This window comes from Actinoplanes teichomyceticus ATCC 31121 (genome assembly GCF_003711105.1).
In the GTDB taxonomy this organism is placed as follows: Bacteria; Actinomycetota; Actinomycetes; order Mycobacteriales; family Micromonosporaceae; genus Actinoplanes; species Actinoplanes teichomyceticus.
The window spans coordinates 953,598-971,009 of sequence record NZ_CP023865.1 but is presented as its reverse complement, the minus strand read 5'-3'; the positions used below and the strand labels follow the sequence as shown (position 1 = coordinate 971,009).

Annotated in this window: 14 protein-coding genes and 1 other RNA gene; 3 read left to right on the top strand and 12 right to left on the bottom strand. The window is 69.0% G+C overall.

Annotated features, from left to right (window positions below):
* Positions 1-9: 9 nt before the first annotated feature.
* The 4 genes from ACTEI_RS04440 to ACTEI_RS04425 all read right to left on the bottom strand — a co-directional run bounded on the left by ACTEI_RS04440 (position 10) and on the right by ACTEI_RS04425 (position 6,589).
* Positions 10-1,548 (bottom strand): glycosyltransferase family 39 protein, encoded by a 1,539-nt coding sequence (locus tag ACTEI_RS04440; RefSeq protein ID WP_122976474.1) that lies wholly within the window; start codon positions 1,546-1,548, stop codon positions 10-12.
* Between the two features lie 184 nt (positions 1,549-1,732).
* Positions 1,733-3,151, bottom strand: coding sequence for a Re/Si-specific NAD(P)(+) transhydrogenase subunit beta (pntB, locus tag ACTEI_RS04435; RefSeq protein ID WP_122976473.1), 1,419 nt, complete (start codon positions 3,149-3,151; stop codon positions 1,733-1,735).
* Between the two features lie 4 nt (positions 3,152-3,155).
* On the bottom strand, positions 3,156-4,685 hold the full coding sequence (locus ACTEI_RS04430) for a Re/Si-specific NAD(P)(+) transhydrogenase subunit alpha (protein ID WP_122976472.1): 1,530 nt from the start codon (positions 4,683-4,685) through the stop codon (positions 3,156-3,158).
* A 710-nt stretch (positions 4,686-5,395) separates the two neighbouring features.
* The gene (locus ACTEI_RS04425; protein WP_122976471.1) at positions 5,396-6,589 is read right to left on the bottom strand and encodes a thioester domain-containing protein; all 1,194 of its coding nucleotides are present in this window, start codon (positions 6,587-6,589) and stop codon (positions 5,396-5,398) included.
* 433 nt (positions 6,590-7,022) lie between these two features.
* Between ACTEI_RS04425 and ACTEI_RS04420 the strand changes: the two genes are divergently transcribed.
* The 3 genes from ACTEI_RS04420 to ACTEI_RS04410 all read left to right on the top strand — a co-directional run bounded on the left by ACTEI_RS04420 (position 7,023) and on the right by ACTEI_RS04410 (position 9,287).
* Positions 7,023-8,129 (top strand): glycoside hydrolase family 19 protein, encoded by a 1,107-nt coding sequence (locus tag ACTEI_RS04420; RefSeq protein ID WP_122976470.1) that lies wholly within the window; start codon positions 7,023-7,025, stop codon positions 8,127-8,129.
* Positions 8,130-8,664: 535 nt separating this feature from the next.
* The gene (locus ACTEI_RS04415; RefSeq protein ID WP_122976469.1) at positions 8,665-8,916 is read left to right on the top strand and encodes a type II toxin-antitoxin system Phd/YefM family antitoxin; all 252 of its coding nucleotides are present in this window, start codon (positions 8,665-8,667) and stop codon (positions 8,914-8,916) included.
* Positions 8,913-9,287, top strand: a complete 375-nt coding sequence (locus ACTEI_RS04410; protein ID WP_122976468.1) for a type II toxin-antitoxin system VapC family toxin — start codon at positions 8,913-8,915, stop codon at positions 9,285-9,287. Before ACTEI_RS04415 ends, ACTEI_RS04410 begins: the two co-directional genes overlap by 4 nt.
* Before the next feature lie 138 nt (positions 9,288-9,425).
* Here ACTEI_RS04410 and ACTEI_RS04405 read toward each other — a convergent pair whose 3' ends face one another.
* From ACTEI_RS04405 to prfB, 8 genes are all read right to left on the bottom strand, one after another.
* Positions 9,426-11,135 (bottom strand): DUF262 domain-containing protein, encoded by a 1,710-nt coding sequence (locus tag ACTEI_RS04405; RefSeq protein WP_122976467.1) that lies wholly within the window; start codon positions 11,133-11,135, stop codon positions 9,426-9,428.
* A 314-nt stretch (positions 11,136-11,449) separates the two neighbouring features.
* Positions 11,450-11,831, bottom strand: a transfer-messenger RNA (tmRNA) gene (gene ssrA / locus ACTEI_RS04400).
* Between the two features lie 26 nt (positions 11,832-11,857).
* Complete coding sequence (locus ACTEI_RS04395; RefSeq protein WP_122976466.1) at positions 11,858-12,574, bottom strand: cellulose binding domain-containing protein; 717 nt, start codon at positions 12,572-12,574, stop codon at positions 11,858-11,860.
* A 71-nt stretch (positions 12,575-12,645) separates the two neighbouring features.
* Positions 12,646-13,122, bottom strand: coding sequence for an SsrA-binding protein SmpB (gene smpB, locus ACTEI_RS04390; protein WP_122976465.1), 477 nt, complete (start codon positions 13,120-13,122; stop codon positions 12,646-12,648).
* Between the two features lie 52 nt (positions 13,123-13,174).
* Positions 13,175-14,419 carry a M23 family metallopeptidase gene (locus ACTEI_RS04385; protein ID WP_122976464.1) on the bottom strand — a complete coding sequence of 415 codons (1,245 nt, stop codon included), beginning with the start codon at positions 14,417-14,419 and terminating at the stop codon, positions 13,175-13,177.
* A 113-nt stretch (positions 14,420-14,532) separates the two neighbouring features.
* Entirely contained in the window at positions 14,533-15,408 is an 876-nt protein-coding gene (gene ftsX, locus ACTEI_RS04380; protein ID WP_122976463.1) for a permease-like cell division protein FtsX, read from the bottom strand.
* 66 nt (positions 15,409-15,474) lie between these two features.
* Positions 15,475-16,155, bottom strand: a complete 681-nt coding sequence (ftsE, locus tag ACTEI_RS04375; protein ID WP_122976462.1) for a cell division ATP-binding protein FtsE — start codon at positions 16,153-16,155, stop codon at positions 15,475-15,477.
* 141 nt (positions 16,156-16,296) lie between these two features.
* A complete protein-coding gene (prfB, locus tag ACTEI_RS04370) occupies positions 16,297-17,409 on the bottom strand; it encodes a peptide chain release factor 2 (protein ID WP_122976461.1) in 1,113 nt (370 codons plus the stop codon).
* Positions 17,410-17,412: the final 3 nt, after the last annotated feature.

Sequence of the window (17,412 nt, the reverse complement as noted above, 5' to 3'; positions counted from 1 at the left end):
AGGGAGGAATCAGCCGAGGTGGCGCAGCGCCGGCCAGGCCACCGACCACGGTTGCCGCGGTGCGTCGCAGAGCCACACCGGTGCGCCCTGCTCGGTGTTGGCGAGCCGGTGACCGTTGTCCAGCCGGGTGACCACCACGGGCGCGGCGCACAGCGGCGCGAGCGATTCGGCGGTGAACCAGCCGACCGCGATGACCGGGCCGGTGGCGGCGTCCGGGGGCGGCCCCCAGCGCCAGAACGCGACGTGCCCGCTGTACGGCCGGGGCAGGCCCAGCGCCGGGCCGTACCGGTCCAGGGCGCCCGCCTCGCCGTAGTTCTGGGCGAAGACGACCGCGGTGCGGCGCTGCTCCGGCGGCAGGGTGCGGTACACGCCGGCCACCGTCGCGGCCAGTTCCGGCCAGCCGATCATCTCGCCGGCGTCCACGTTGAGCGCGGCCACCGGCGAGCCGGCGAACCGGTCGACCGGCAGGACCGGCAGCGCGGCCACCGCGCTGAGCGCCGCGTTCGCGGCCACGGCCGCGCCGAGCCAGCGGCGGCGCGCCGCCGTACGAGCCCAGGCGGTCCCGGCCACGGCGCCGGCGGCGACGACCGCGGGCATGGCGCCGAGCGGGTAGTAGGCGTGCCCGCCGGTGACGAACACGAGGCCGAGAACCACCACGAACGCCACCCCGAGCGCCCGCTGCGGACCACCGGACCGGTCGGTGAGCAGCCGCCACAGGCCGAGCAGGAACATCGCGGCCAGCGGCGGGCCGATGTAGAGCAGCTGGGCGGGCAGCAGCTCGGCGCGGGTGCCGTACAGCCCGTCGCCGGACAGCTGGACGGCCTTGTGGAACTGCGGCCAGCCGTTGGCGGCCTGCCACCACAGGTTGGGCGCCCACACCGCGACGGCGACGAGGGCGGCGGTCCACAGGGCGGGCCGGCGCAGCACCTCGCGGGGGCCGGTCACCGCGACGGCGACCGCCAACGCCGCCAGAAACAGCAACGGCAGCGTCTTGACGTGCAGGTTCAGGCCGACGATCGGGCCGAGCGCCAGCAGCAACCGGTCGTCGCGGGTACGGCCCCAGCGGGCGAACAGGTAGGCGACCGCCGTCCAGCCGAGGATGTCGAACGGCGGGGTGACCAGCATCCGACCGGCGACGAGCACCGCGGGCGCGGTCGCCCAGGCCGCCGCGGCCAGCGCCTGCGCGGCCCGGCCGCCGCCGAACTCGCGGGCGAGCAGGCCGGTGAGCAGCACCGTGGCGCCGACCGCGAGCGCGTTCGGCAGGCGCAGCACGGTCAGCGACCCGCCGGCGACGGCGTCCATGAGCCGGGCGAGCAGCGGAACCAGGGACGGCTGGTCGTCGTAGCCGAAGGCCAGGTGCCGCCCGGCGACGATGAAGTACAGCTCGTCACGGTGCGGGCCGTAACGGCCGGCGGCGGCCACGATGACCGCGACGGCCACGCCCGCGACGGCACTCAGCAGGGGCCAGGCCACCGGGGGCACGACGGTGCGGGCCGCTGCGGCGGCCGGCACGTGGCCGCCGCCTGTCGCGATCCGTTCGCTGGTCATGACGCCTCCGGCTTGTCGGGACGTCAGCGAGCGTACGAGCGGTGACCCCGCGGTGACCCGGCAGAATCGGCGGCAACCTCACGATGCCGGACGTTCTGCCGGTGAACATGCCGGTCGACGGCCACCGACGCGAAACGCCCGGACCGGAGTCCGGGCGTCGCGCCGGCCGTGGCCGCGGCGAGCGTCAGAAGGCCCGCAGGATGTCGTTCACCCGGTCCTTGGCGTCCCCGAAGAGCATCGCGCTGTTCTCCCGGAAGAACAGCGGGTTCTGCACCCCGGCGTACCCGGACGCCATCGACCGTTTGAAGACGATCACCTCGCCGGCCTCCCACACCTTGAGGACCGGCATCCCGGCGATCGGGCTGGACGGGTCCTCGGTGGCCGCCGGGTTGACCGTGTCGTTGGCGCCGATCACCAGCACCACCGAGGTGCGCGCGAAGTCGTCGTTGATCTCGTCCATCTCGAAGACCACGTCGTACGGCACCTTGGCCTCGGCGAGCAGCACGTTCATGTGCCCGGGCAGGCGGCCGGCCACCGGGTGGATGCCGAAGCGGACGTCCACGCCGCGTTCGCGCAGCTTGCGGGTGAGCTCGGCGACCCCGTACTGGGCCTGGGCGACCGCCATGCCGTAGCCCGGCGTGATGATCACCGACTCGGCCTCACTGAGCATCTTCGCCACCGCCTCGGCCTGGATCTCGCGGTGTTCGCCGTAGTCGGTGTCGTCGGCCGGGCCGGCCTCAATGCCGAAGCCGCCGGCGATGACCGAGAGGAACGACCGGTTCATCGCCTTGCACATGATGTAGGACAGGTAGGCGCCGGACGAGCCGACGAGCGCCCCGGTCACGATCAGCAGGTCGTTCTCCAGCAGGAAGCCGGAGGCCGCCGCGGCCCAGCCGGAGTAGCTGTTGAGCATGGAGACCACGACCGGCATGTCGCCGCCGCCGATCGAGGCGACCAGGTGCCAGCCGAGCAGCAGGGCGACGGCGGTGACCGCGATCAGCAGCCACAGCTGCGGGTCGATCACGAACCAGACGGTCAGCAGCACGAACGCGGTCAGCGCGCCCACGTTGAGCAGGTTCTTGCCGGGCAGCATCAGCGGCCGGGACTTCATCCGGGCACTGAGCTTGAGGAACGCCACGACGGAGCCGGTGAAGGTCACCGCGCCGATGAAGACGCCGATGAACACCTCGGCGCTGTGGATGCCGAGCAGCTCCTGGGCGCGCAGCACGCCCGCCTCGGCGCCGTCCGGGTCGGCCTCGACGTGCAGGTAGCCGTTCCAGCCGACCAGCACGGCGGCCAGGCCGACGAAGCTGTGCAGCAGCGCGATCAGCTCCGGCATCCCGGTCATCTCGACCCTGCCGGCCCGGTACAGGCCGATCGTGGCGCCGACGCCGGTCGCCGCCAGCAACAGCACCAGCCCGGTGCCGCTCAGGTCGCCGACCAGGGCCAGCGCGACCGTCGCGACCAGCGCGAGCGCCATCCCGGCGATGCCGAAGAGGTTGCCGAGCCGGGCGCTCTCGTGCCGGGACAGCCCGGCCAGCGCGAGGATGAACAGCAGAGCGGCGACGAGGTACGCGGCCTGGGCCGCCGTTTCGATGGTCATCGGGTCAGCTCCTGGTGAACATGGCGAGCATGCGGCGGGTCACCGCGAAGCCACCGAAGACGTTGATGCTGGCCAGCAGGATGGCGATGAGCGACAGCACGGTCACCGCGAGGCCGCCGTGCCCGAGCTGCAGCAGCGCGCCGACCACGATGATCCCGGAGATCGCGTTGGTCACCGACATCAGCGGGGTGTGCAGGGCGTGGTGCACGTGCCCGATCACGTAGTACCCGATCACGATGGCCAGCGCGAAAACGGTCAGGTGTCCGCGCAGCGCGGCCGGCGCCAGTGCCGCGAGCAGGAACAGCGCGAGCGCCCCGGCGCCGACCAGGGCGAGCCCCCGGTTCCTGCCGGCGGCCGGCGGCTGCGCCACGGCCTTCGGCGCGGTGGCCGCCGGCGCCGCCTGGGCCGGCGCCGCCGACACCGCCACCGGAGGCGGTGGCCAGGTCAGTTCCCCTTCCCGTACGACGGTGATCGCGCGCTGCACGACGTCGTCGAAGTCGAGCACGAGGGTGCCGTCCCGCCCGGGTGTCATCAGCTTGATCAGGTTCACCAGGTTGGTGCCGTAGAGCTGGGAGGCCTGCGCGGGCAGGCGGCCGGCCAGGTCGGTGTAGCCGATGATGGTCACGCCGTTCGGGGTGGTGATCGACTCGCCGGGGACGGTGCCCTCGACGTTGCCGCCGTTCGCCGCCGCCATGTCGACGATCACGCTGCCCGGTTTCATGCTCGCCACCATCGGCGCGGTGATCAGCCGGGGCGCCGGCCGGCCCGGGATCAGCGCGGTGGTGATGATGATGTCGACCTCGGTGGCCTGCTCGGCGTAGAGCCGCGCGGCCCGCTCGTTGTAGTCGTCGGACATCTCCTTGGCGTACCCGGTGGCCGAGACCTCGACGTCGGCGGCCCGCACCGCGAGGTACTCCCCGCCGAGCGACTTGACCTGGTCGGCGACCTCGGGCCGGGGGTCGGTGGCCCGGACGACGGCGCCCAGGCTGCCGGCCGCGCCGATCGCCGCGAGACCGGCCACGCCGACGCCGGCGACCAGCACCTTCGCCGGCGGGACCTTGCCGGCCGCGGTCACCTGCCCGGTGAAGAACCGCCCGAACGCGTGCGCCGCCTCGACGACCGCGCGGTATCCCGCGATGTTGGCCATCGAGGAGAGCACGTCCAGCGACTGGGCCCGGGAGATGCGGGGCACCGCGTCCATCGACAGCACGGTGATCGGCCGCCGCGCGAACTCCTGGACGAGCTCGGCGTTCAGTCGCGGGTTGAAGACGCCGATCAGCGTCGCCCCGGCCCGGAGCCGGTCCAGCCGGGCCGGCTCCGGCGCGTTGATGGTGAAGACGACGTCGGCCCGGTACGGGTCGCCGATCGTCGCGCCCGCGTCCGCGTAGGCCTCGTCGGCGAACGAGGCCCGGCGTCCGGCGCCGGGTTCCACCACCACCTCGTAGCCGAGCTTGCGCAGCTGCTCCACGGTCGCGGGGGTGGCCGCCACGCGCCTCTCGCCCGGATCGGACTCACCCAGAACACCAATGATCATCAATCGACTCCCCAGCAGTTCTAGCGACGGTGCCGGACCTACGGCGGACACGCGAAGGAGGGTGTCTTCACGGATGCCGACCAAGAACGCGTTCCAGGAATGAGCTTGTTACTCGCCGGTAGCGTAACTCCGCGCATGACCGCTGTCACAGTACAAGTCATCACATCACTCTCAGTAATTCCAAGCTAATCATGCGCCACGTGCACCGGGTGGTTCCGCCGCGCCTCCAGCGTGCCGGGTCCCCGGCCCGCGCCGCACGGGCCGTTCGCCCCGCCCCCGAAGGGCGGAACTCTTCACTCGTGACGCCACCCCTCCGTACGGGTGATCCGGCGCGCCAGCCGGGGTCCGCAGCCGCGCCGCGGGTCCCGGGACACCCGCGGCGCCGTGCGCCCGTCCCGGCCGGGCGGCGCCGGGGTGCACGGACCCCGCCGGGACGCCCGCGGCGCCGCGCGGGTCCACCACGGGGCCCGGCTGCCGAGCCTGCGCACGGGGCCCCGGAGCCGTACCCGGGAAAAGGGCGGCCGGGCGCCGGAGCGGCCGGTTCGCGGCCCACCTCGACGGCGGAGGCAGACCGCGGCGCACCGCGGATATGGCGAAGCGGCCCCCCGATCGCGGGTTTCGCGATCGGGAGGCCGCTTCGATCATGCTGGAGCCGGTGCGGATGCTCCGTGCCGGGCGAGCCGGCCGGACATCCGCGCCGGGGCGCCCGGTCAGGCGGTGAAGTTCACCCGCCGGCGGCGGACGAGCAGGAACAGGCCGGTGCCGACGAGCAGCAGCAGGACGCCGCCGCCGATCACCGTGGCGGTCGGCGCGCCGGTCAGCGCCAGCTCGCCGCCGTCCTCCGAGGAGGCGCTGGTCGCGGGCGCCGCGGCGGAGGGGCTCTCCGACGGGGTGGCCTCAGCCGGCGCGGAGGTGGTCGCGGACGGCGCCGGGGACGCCGACGACGAGGACGAGGACGACGCGGACGGCGCGACGGGCGCCGCGGTGAAGGTGGCCTCGGCCTCGGCGGTCACCGTCTTGCCGACGCTGCTGCCCAGGATGAGCTTCTGGTGCTTGTCCTTGCCGCCGCTGTACAGGAAGACCCGGCCGAACGAGACGGAGTCCTCGGCGGTGACCTTGACGGTGGCCTTGCCGGCCTGCTCGGCGGTCAGCCAGAACTGCCCGCCGTTGGTGGTCGCGGAGATCGGGTTGCCGTCGACGTCCACGGCGCTGCCGCCGGTGACCGTGACCTTGATCGCGTCCGCCGGGCCCTTGACCGTGAACGGTCCGGCCTTCTCGCCGGCCTTCGCGGTGGCGCTGCCCGGGGCGACGGCCAGCTCGCTGGTCGGCTCGGGCTGGTCGACGGCGTTGGTGGTCAGGTAGTCGTAGACCTTCTTGATGACGTCGTAGCTCGCCTGGTCGGTCAGCGAGCGACCGGCCTGCCAGCCGCCCAGCGTGATGCCGTCGCTGAAGTGCCAGACCGCCGTCTGGGTGGCGAAGTAGAGCAGCTTGTCGCGGCTCGCGTCGGTCAGGCCGCCGGCCTGGACCCCGGCCGCGGCGAGCAGCTTGGCGGCGTCGCCGTTCGGGTAGCCGTGGGCGAGGGTCCACTGCACCTTGTTGAGGTTCTTCACCTCGGACTGGTCCCAGGTGCCCTCGACGTACTTCTGCTTGGTGGCGACCGGGGTGTGGAAGTCGATGCAGTAGACCGGCACCCCCTGCTGCTCCTGAATGGAGAGGCTGAGGCCGCCGATCGACATGCGCTTCTCGTTCAGCAGCAGCGTGACCCCGCCGCCCGGCATGGTGGTGGGGACACCGGTGACCGGCTCGTCGGCTGCGGCGGGCGTGGCGGAGCCGAGCAGCAGGGCGCCACCCGCGACGGCGGCGAGCGCGGTCCGCGCCCAGAGCCGTCCTCGTTTTCCGAACATCAGGTTCTTGCACCTCTCCGAAGGGGATCGTCCGCGCATGGCGGACGGCAGAGTTCGCCGTTCCCGGGGATTCTGCGAATCCACGCGCGGGAACTGACGCGGCATTATGAGCACAGACTTATCTGAATGTCACGTGCCCTTCGGTCCGATCAGCGCCGGAAAGCCGAAACATGTGCGCACCGCGACCGATCCGTCACGCCTATGAAGACAATTGTGGCGGTGCGAAGTGGAGTGGATGCGCAACGCGATCGGCCTTTCCCGGCGCATGATCATGGACCTTACCGAGGTCGCGGGTGGACACCGAACGCACCCCCGACCAAACCCTGAAGTTTGTTTACAGATATCTTGACTTCACCGCCCGGCATCTAGTTGAGTCGATGACTCCTCCATCCCCCTCATGCCAGTGCGTCCCCGGACGCACGGAAGGTGAGCCATGCCCAGAAGACGGCTTCTGTCGATCTTGGCCACAGCCGGTGTCGCCGTGGCCGGCGCCGCTGCGGCGATCATCCCGATGACCGCGTCCGACGCGGCCGAGGCCTGCGTCGCCGCGTACAGCAGCTCGGCGGCCTACACGGCCAACCAGCGCGCCTCGTACAACGGTCACAACTGGACCGCCAAGTGGTGGACGCAGGGCGAGACCCCGAGCACCGGCGGCTCCGGCGTGTGGAGCGACAACGGCGCCTGCGGCGGCGGCACCACACCACCCCCGGCCGGTGCCGGCAGCGGCTGCAACTACCCGAACTGGGTCGCCGGGCAGTTCTACGCGACCGGCTCGATCGTGCGCTACACCAACGGCCAGTACTACCGGGCCTCACACGAGAACCCCGGCTACGACCCGGTGATCAGCACCTGGTACTGGTCGCCGTACACCTGCACCGGCGGGGGCGGCACCACCACCGCGCCGCCCACCGGCGGGTCCAGCGGCTTCCCGGTCAGCGAGGCGCAGTTCCAGCAGATGTTCCCGAACCGGATCCCGTTCTACTCGTACGCGGGCCTGCTCGACGCGATCAAGAAGTTCCCGGCGTTCACCACCACCGGCAGCGACACGGTGAAGAAGCAGGAGGCCGCGGCCTTCCTGGCGAACGTCAACCACGAGTCCGGCGGCCTGGTCTATGTCGAGGAGATCAACCAGGCGAACTGGCCGCACTACTGCGACCGCAACCAGCCGTACGGCTGCCCGGCCGGGCAGAGCGCCTACCACGGTCGCGGACCGATCCAGCTGAGCTGGAACTTCAACTACAAGGCGGCCGGCGACGCGCTCGGCATCGACCTGCTGAACAACCCCGACCGGGTCAAGAACGAGTCGTCCGTCGCGTACCAGACCGCGATCTGGTACTGGATGACCCAGCGCGGCCCGGGCACGATGACCCCGCACGACGCCATGGTCAACGGCCGCGGCTTCGGCGAGACCATCCGCAGCATCAACGGGTCGCTGGAGTGCAACGGCGGCAATCCGGCCCAGGTGCAGAGCCGGGTGGACGCGTACAACCGGTTCGCCGCCATCCTCGGCGTGAGCCCCGGCGGCAACCTGTCCTGCTGACCGGCGGGCCGGCGATCAGGCCGGTGACGGCTCCGGTGGCGCGCCCGGCGGGCGGGCCACCGGGGCCGGGCTCCGGAACTGGCCGGCGGCAGCCGCAGCGCGGAACCGGGTCGACCAGCACGCTTGTCGGCAGACCGGCGAGCGCTCTCCAGCGGCGGCACGGCAGGCATCGCGGCATGGCACTGGTGATACGCCAGAGCCTACGTCCCTGAACAAGACACTGCACGCTATCGGCTCGGCCGTGAACGCTCGTCGCCTGCGGGAAAGCATCGCTCAGGCGGACGCCGGGCTGCTTCAGCAGCACCCCTGCTGGATCCGACACACGATCACGGCAACTGACCTAGAGATCGCCGCCCGTCAAGGCCACTACCTCGACACATGAGGTGGTCGGCACGATATCGACCTTCTCGACGACTGTCGCCATGTCACGACGTAGCAGCCAGACGGCCGAGTCGAGTCGAAGCCCGGGCGTTCGACACACGAGTCTCGCTCAGTGCCGCGTCATCGGGCTAGCCTCTTAGCTAAGGAGGCAGCCATGCCGGAAGCAGCCGCACAGTTCAACATCCATGACGCAAAGACCAACCTCTCACGGATCATCGAGCGGGTCGAGCACGGCGAAGAAATCATCATCAGCCGTGCCGGCACCCCCGTCGCCAAAGTGATCCCGCTCAACCGCAGGGTCGACAGAGCCGCCCGAGGCTCGCTAGCCGGCCAACTCGTCGTAACCGACGACTGGGACTCCCCTGCGGTGAACGAAGCCATTGCCCGGGATTTCGGTCTCACATGAGCCTGCTCCTGGATACCCACGTCGTGCTCTGGTGGCTGACGGACGACCCTACCCTCGCTGCCGAGATCAAGGAACGACTCGACCACGAGCCGGACGTCTACGTCAGCCCCGCGACGATCTGGGAGGTAGCCGTCAAGCAGTCGATCGGCAAGCTGGACATACCAGCCGACCTCCCTGAACGCATCCGCGACAGTGGCTTCCGGCACCTGCATATTACCGCCGAGCACGCCATCGCCGCTGGACGGCTTCCGCTCATCCACCGGGACCCATTCGATCGAATGCTCATCGCCCAAGCCGGGGTGGAACATCTGACCCTGGTGACCCGCGACGCCGAGATACGGAAATATGACATAGACATCTTGGCCGTCTGAGCCGATCGGCGACGGTCTCACCACACCGTGACTGAGCAGGCGCCGCAACCCCCGTAACCCGGGGTTACCGCGGGCTCAGCCCCGGACCAGCCGAACCAAAACGACCGCCGCCGGATCACGTTTCCGCGAGCTGGAGCACTAGAACGCTTTCCATACCTCGGGAACGCATTTCGCCATCTCGAACTGCCGCTGATCGATGACCTGCGGAGAGAAGCTGTCCACGCCCTCAAAATAACCGTTGAGAAGCAGACCACTCTCCCGGTAGCGCGCCTTCTTGGCCGCGAAGTCCCCATTCTTCATCGCCGCATTAACCCGCTTATGGATCAGGGTCAGGTTACCGAGACGGTTGAGATACTCGTCATGCTTGACCCACCGGCCCCAATGCTTGTCCGGGCTCTGCGGGTAGACATGTTCGATCCAGAGCGTTTTTGCATCGGACACCGGCTTCTCCGGAGGCATGCTGCTCTTCGGATTCGCGTACCAATCTTCCAGCGCTTCGAGAACGTACCGCTGATATCCAGGACGAACGACCGACAGCCTCTGGAACGATCTCACGATCGCCTCATCTTCTTGCAAATAGGGACGGAGCAGCGCGGATGCCTCCTCGACACCTCCACCAGCCCGAACAATCCGGGCGACTCGGAACGCCGCCTCCTCAAGGACAGTACTTTCCCCGCCCGAGATGACGTTCCAACGCACGAACGTGCTGACCAGGCGCTGCAGCAACGTCGCGTAGTTGGTGTAGTCAGGGACGTTCGCCCACACCGCGCTTCCCGCCAACGCGGCCGGCCAGAGATTCGAGGCGCCCAAGGTGCCGATGGCCCGAAGCCAGTAGGAGCACCGGTCGTCCGGATGCTTGCCCTCCACCATCTTCCGGTAGAGCTCGGCATCCTGGGCGAGGCTTTGACTGAACTGCACAGTGTTGTTCAGCGGGGCGGGCTGGTCCGGCGAGTCGAGGACCGCCTTGATTTCTTTGTACAACGACCGGCTCTTAACGTCACCGCGATGCGTGATCCAGCTATGGCGCAGAAAAGCATCCACCTTGGTGGCGGACTGCGAGAGCTCGTAGACGGTCGCCCACGCCTCCTCCACGTCCGCCTGGGCTTGCTTCGGGCTCTTTCCGATCAGATAGACACGCAGCAGATCGAGCGTAGACAACCCCTTGCCGCGATCGTTGAGACGCTCAAAAACGTCGGTGACGTCGTCGAATGCCTCGGACGACACGCGCACCACGGTCAGCTGATTGATCACCACATGATGCAGACGGAGAGCAACGGCGGAGAGTGCTAGACCATGACTCTCCCCATGCGCGATGATCTGGCTCCGGAAGAACTTCTTGGCGCGCAGAATCGCTTGCTGACTCGCCGTCTTCGCCTGAATGTTCTTTTGCTCCTCGGGTGGATAAGCGAGCACCGTGAACCGAAAAAATCCGTCGTCCACCCTGCCCAGCTTGAGGACATATTCTGGCGGCGCGTCCAGCATCTTCGAACTAGCGACAATCTGCCCGATATTGACCTTTTGTGCCAGGTCTTGACGGCCTGCCTCATGGAGCAGGTCACGAATGGTCGCCAAAGCGATGGTGATTGTGGCTAACCGCTGCTGCCCGTCCAGAACTTCCAGGGAGCGTTCCTCCGGCTTCTCCAGACCGACGATGCTTCCGAGAAAGTACTGCTTACCCTCCGGCGTCTTGCCCGACAGATTGTCGCTGAACGACATGAGGTCTTCCCAGAGCTCCTTGAGCTCCGCGTTCTCCCAGCTGTATGGGCGCTGATGGGGCGGAACCTCAACCTTGCCGGCGGCCGAGTTCAAGATCTGCCCGATGCTGTACTCACGTCCTTGGATGCCCACGCCGCCAGGCTACCGATCAAGCCGGTACGGACACACCGCCTTCCACTCCGCCATTCAGCCACATCCGAGCTACCAACAGGGCGCTTCCCGCGCCCCAGGGAAACCGGTACGGCTCAAGGACAGTTCAGGGCACCACGAGCCGTCGAACTCTCCCTCGCGAGGATGCGAGAGGCGCAAAGGGCGGGCAGTGCCCACCACGTGGTGGCAGCGGGCCGCGCCCACCGAAACGCGAGACATCCGGCGGCTCGGCCCTTGGAGCAGACAAACCGGAACGGCCCCCGGTTCGCGCTGTCCGCGAACCGGGGGCCGTTGAGCCGTGGAGGTGCCGGGAATCGAACCCGGGTCCTTCGTTGTTTTGTCAGGGCTTCTCCGAGCGCAGCTCACTATGTCCCTACTCGGCCCTCCGGCTCACGTGAGCAAGTCCGGACGACGGGCCCAGTCGCTGATTGATCTCGCCGCACGGTCCCCGCGACCGGGACCGATTGGCCAGCCTCCTAGCTGATGCCGGCAACTGGGACGGAGGCGCTCCCAGACCGACAGACCACGCTACTTGCCTCAGGCGGCGAGAGCGTACTGGTCAGCGTCAAACTTATCGTTGGCGCTTATAGTTTTCCGACGACCGATTCTCGAGACGACGTCGGCTTCCTCGGCTCGCTTCCCCTGTCTCCACGTACGAAGTCGAAACCAGTCACCCCCTGGACATGTCTTACAGCCTGACAATCTTAGCTCACCCGGCAGGTTCCGCCAGTGACCGCACACCCGGTCGCCCGGATCCGCTCCCGGGTGGCTTTGCCGGCCTGGAATCCTACGGTCACGCTCTGGCCCGCGGCCAGCGAGTTTCCGCGGATGGTGACGGTGTTGCCGCTGGCGCTCGCGGAGCCGTTCCAGGCGCCGCGGAGGTTCAGGCCGACGCCGGACGGATAGCTCACGGTCACCGTGAAGTCGTGCGCCTGTGAGCCGTTGTTGACCACCTTCACCGTCGCGATGAAGCCGTCGCCCCACGAGGCGGTGGTGGCGTAGGTCGCGCTCAGGTCGTTCGAGGCGGTCGGCGCGGGGCTGGTCCGGCTCGGGGACGGCGTGGCGCTCTTCGACGTCGTGGACGGGGTCGGCGACGCCGAGCTCCTCGACGGCGTGGGCGAGACCGAGGCCGACGTCGACGCGGAGGCCGACGGCGAGGCGGACGACGACACCGGGGCCGACGGCGACGCGGAGGGCACGGGCGAGCCGGCCGCGACGGCCGACGCGGTGAGCAGCGGGGCCACCGTCGACTCGACCGCCCGCAGGTCCGCCGAGGGCTGCACGATCACCGGCGTGTCGTCGGCGGAGGCCGGACCACCGGCCCGCACCGCGATCCACCCGACCAGGCCGACCAGGACGGCCCCGATCAGCCCGAACACCGATCGGGCGATGAAGAACTGGCGGTCTCTGTGCTTGGACAACAGCCGGTCTCCTCGTGGAAGAGTCGAGCAAGAACGAAGTGATCAACAAGCTGGCGGGGCAGGATACCCCGTCAGGCCATGCCCTTGGCACGGCGGCCCAGGGCGCGGTTGATCTCGCGCTTGGCGTCCCGTTCCGCCATGTCCTGGCGCTTGTCGTAACTCTTCTTGCCCTTGGCGACGCCGAGCTCGACCTTCGCGTACCCGTTCTGGAAGTAGACCGCGAGCGGGATGAGCGTGACGCCGTCGTCGCGCAGCTTGCCCATCATCTTGTGGATCTCGTCGCGCTTGAGCAGCAGCTTGCGGACCCGCCGGGGCTCGTGGTTGGTCCAGGTGCCCTGGGTGTACTCCGGGATGTGCATCCCGTGCAGGAAGATCTCGCCGTTGCTCTCGTGGCCGAACGCGTCGACCAGCGAGGCGCGCCCGGCGCGCAGGGACTTCACCTCGGTGCCGGTGAGCACCATGCCCGCCTCGTAGGTGTCCAGGATCGCGTAGTCGTGGTGCGCCTTGCGGTTGGAGGCGACGAGCTTGCGCCCCTGTTCGCGTGGCATACCGCGGACTCCTTCGACGAGGGAACCGAACCGATCAATCCTATCGCGGCCGTCAGCAGAGGCAGGGAGGCAGGTAATCGAGCGGATTGCGGGGCGCGCCGCCGAATCGGGTCTCGAAGTGCAGGTGCGCCCCGGTGGACGCGCCGGTGTTGCCGACCGAACCGATGACCTGCCCCTGCCGTACGTACTCGCCGACGTGGACGTGGATCCGGGACTGGTGGCCGTAACAGGTGGAGAATCCGGTCCCGGCGACCCGGCCGTGGCTGACGCACGTGTAATTGCCGTATCCGCCGCGCCACCCGGCCTGGATCACCCGTCCGGCGGCGGCGGCCCGGATCGGGGTGCCCGAACCGGCGGCGAAGTCGGTGCCGGCGTGCAGCTGCCAGACCCGGTAGTACGGGTCGTACCGGTTGCCGTAGTCGCTGCTCTTCCAGCCGCGTACCGGCATCAGCAGCCGGCCGCGGTACGGCCCGGTGTATCCCGACCGGCTCTCCCAGCCGCGCATACTGGCCCGGATCTTGCGTTCCGCGGCCAGCGCCGCCCGGTACTGGGCGAGCACCGTGGCCCGCTGCGCGTTCGCCGCGCTCAGCGCCGCGCGCCTGGCCAGCACCAGCTGGTAGACGTCGCGTTCGGCGCGGATCGCCGCGGCCTGGGCGGCCTGGGCGTCGCGGAGCCGGGCGGCGGCCTCGGCCTCGGCCGCCTCGGCGGAGCGTTGCGCCGCGCCGGCCCGGTCCTGCGCGATCCGGGCCTGCCGGCGGGCGCCGACCAGCCGGCGTACGTCCTCGCTCTCCTGGCGCACCATCGCGTCGACCAGGCTCATCCGGTCCATCAGGTCGACCGGGCCGGTCACCGACACCAGCAGGTTGAACCGGACCACCGAGCCGCCCATGTAGCTGCTGCGGGCGATCTGCTCGACCCGGGCCCGCGCGCCGGCCACCCGCTCCTCCGCGGCCGTCCAGTCCGCGGCGATCTTCCGATGGTGCTGCCGGGCGGTCTCGGCGCGCTGGCGCGCGGTGTTGGCCTGCACCCGGGTGGCGATGACGACGCCGCGGGCGGTGGCCACCCGGTGCTGCGCGGTGGGAAGGGCGGACGAGGCGAGGGCGAGGCGGCGGGCGGCGGCCCGGGCGGTGGCGCCGGCGTTCTCCAGCAGCGACTCGGCCCGGCGTACCGCCTCGGCGGCCCGCGCGGCGTCGCCCCGGTCGGCCGGCGCGGGCGCCGGCGCGGCGATGACCAGGCCGGCGGCGCTGAGCAGGCAGAGACAGGCGGCCAGCAGCGGGTTCGGTCGGCGGTACCTCACGGGGAGTCACCGTACTCTGACTAATCGCTCGCAAAAGCGTAAACCGCCCGAAGGCCGCGAAGGCCGCGACCCGGCAGGGTCGCGGCCTTCGTCGGCAAAGGTCCCGGTACGGGTCAGACCTTGAGGTAGAACCGCAGGGTGACCCAGGCGGTCACCGCGCTGACCAACGCGCCCACACCGGCCAGCAGGGGCAACATCAACCAGACGTTGCCACTCGGCACGGGTGTCAGGATCGCGGTCAGGGCCTGCAGCTTGTTGTCCAGTAGGACGATCTTGCCGATGAACAGCGCGACGAAGCCCAGGATCGCGCCGAACAGGCCGGCGACCACCGCCTCCAGGACGAACGGCGCCTGGATGAACCAGTTCGAGGCGCCGACGAGTTTCATGACCGCGACTTCTCGGCGCTTGCTGTACGCGGCGACCTGGATGGTGTTACCCACCAGCAGCAACGCGGCAAAGGCCATCACCGCCGCGACCACCAGGGACATCAGCTGGACCGAGTTGAAGATGTTGAAGACCTTCTGCAACAACTCGCGCTGGTCGATGATGCGCTGGATCCCCGGCTCGCCCTCGACCTGCTTGGCGAACTGCTCGTAGTCCTCGGGGTTCTTCAGCTTCACCCGGTACGACTCGGGCAGGCTGCTGACGTTCACCGCGGCCACGAAGTCGGGCGAGTCGGCGTAGAGCACCTTGAAGCGCTCCAGCGCCTTCTCCTTGGTCTCGTAGGCGCTCTCCTTGACCAGCGGACTCCCGTCGATCTTGGCCTTGATCGCCTGACGCTGACCGTCGGTCACGTTGTCGGCCAGGAAGATCGAAACCTCGATCTCGCCGTAGTAGAAGTCCTTCATCCGGTCGACCTGCAGGTACATCAGCACGCTGGCGCCCAGCATGGTCAACGAGACGGACATGGTGATGATCATGGCGACCGTCATCGTGACGTTTCGCCACAGGCCCACCAGGACCTCGTTGAGGACGTACTTCACGCGCATCGGGGGGATCCTTCCGGGACTCCGCGTGTTGCTGCTTCAGCGTTGAACATGAGGGCGGAGCCGGTCTCAGCCGTAGACACCGCGGGCCTGGTCACGGACGATCCGTCCGCTCTCGATCTCGATGACCCGGCGGCGCATCTGGTTGACGATGTTGGAGTCGTGCGTGACCATCACGACGGTCGTGCCGGTCCGGTTGATCCGGTCCAGGAGCCGCATGATCTCGATCGAGGTGTCCGGGTCGAGGTTACCGGTGGGCTCGTCGGCGAGCAGGATCAGCGGACGGTTCACGAACGCCCGGGCCACCGCGACACGCTGCTGCTCACCACCGGACAGCTCGTGCGGGTACCGGTGCTCCTTGCCACCGAGGCCGACCAGCTCGAGGACCTCGGGAACGACGCGACGGGCGACCGCCTTGGTCTTGCCGATCACCTCCAGCGCGAACGCGACGTTCTCGTACGCGGTGCGGTTGGGCAGCAGCCGGAAGTCCTGGAAGACGCAGCCGATCGAACGGCGGAAGTGCGGGATCTTCCAGGAGCGCAGCGAGGTGACGTCCTTGGCGTTCACCACCACCTTGCCGCGGGTCGGCGAGACCTCTTTCAACAGCAGCTTGATGATCGTCGACTTGCCGGAACCGGAGGGGCCGATGAAGAAGACGAACTCACCCTTCTCGATCCCGACGCTGACATTGTCCAACGACGGCCGAGACGCCTTCGGATACGTCTTCGTCACGTTCTCGAGCTGAATCACGGGACTGGAGTCTACGCGGTGTAACGAAATCGCCAAGCCTGCCGGGGTCGGGAATCTTCGCCACCTGCGGCAACAACAAAAACGGCGCGACCCCGGCCTGACCGAGCGCTCAGGCGGGGTCGCTCACCGTGATGAATCTTGCTAGGCCGCGACCTGATTCTGCTTGCGCCAGCGGATGCCCGCCTCGATGAATCCGTCCAGGTCGCCGTCGAAGACCGACGTCGGGTTACCGGTCTCGAACTCGGTGCGCAGATCCTTCACCATCTGGTACGGGTGCAGGACGTACGAACGCATCTGGTCGCCCCACGATCCGGTGGTGTCCTGCTTCAGACCGGCCAGCTTGGCCTCCTCCTCCTGGCGCTTGCGCTCCAGCAGTCGGGCCTGCAGCACCCGCATGGCGGACGCCTTGTTCTGCAGCTGGGACTTCTCGTTCTGACAGGTGACGACGATGCCGGTCGGGATGTGCGTGAGGCGCACGGCCGAGTCGGTGGTGTTGACGCTCTGCCCGCCCGGGCCGGAGGAGCGGTAGACGTCCACGCGGATCTCGTTCTCCGGGATGTCGATGTGGTCGGTCTGCTCCACCACCGGCATCACCTCGACACCGGCGAAGCTGGTCTGCCGGCGGCCCTGGTTGTCGAACGGGCTGATCCGGACCAGCCGGTGCGTGCCCGACTCGACGCTCAGCGTGCCGTAGGCGTACGGCACCTTGACGGTGAAGGTGGCGGACTTGAGGCCGGCCTCCTCCGCGTACGACGTGTCGTAGACCTCGGTCGGGTAGCCGTGGCGTTCCGCCCAGCGCAGGTACATCCGCATCAGCATCTCGGCGAAGTCGGCCGCGTCCACACCGCCGGCGCCGGCCCGGATCGCCACCAGGGCCTCGCGGGAGTCGTACTCCCCGGAGAGCAGGGTGCGGACCTCCATCTCCTCGATGGCCTTGGTCAGCGCGGTGATCTCGTCACCGACCTCGGCGATCGACGACGCGTCGCCCTCGTCCTCAGCCATCTCCAGCAGCAGGCCGGCGTCGTCGAGCCGGGTGCGCAGGCGCTCCAGCTTGGAGATCTCGCCGGAGACGTACGACAGACGGCTGTTGACCTCCTGCGCCCGAGCCTGGTCGTCCCAGAGGTCGGGGGCGGAGGCCTGCTCCTCGAGCTCCGCCTTGTCGCGTCGCAGCTTGTCGACGTCCAGGACGTTCTCGATGTTGCGGAGGGTGGCGTCGAGCGCTTTGAGTTGTTCGGGGAAGTCGGCAGCGGTCACGAC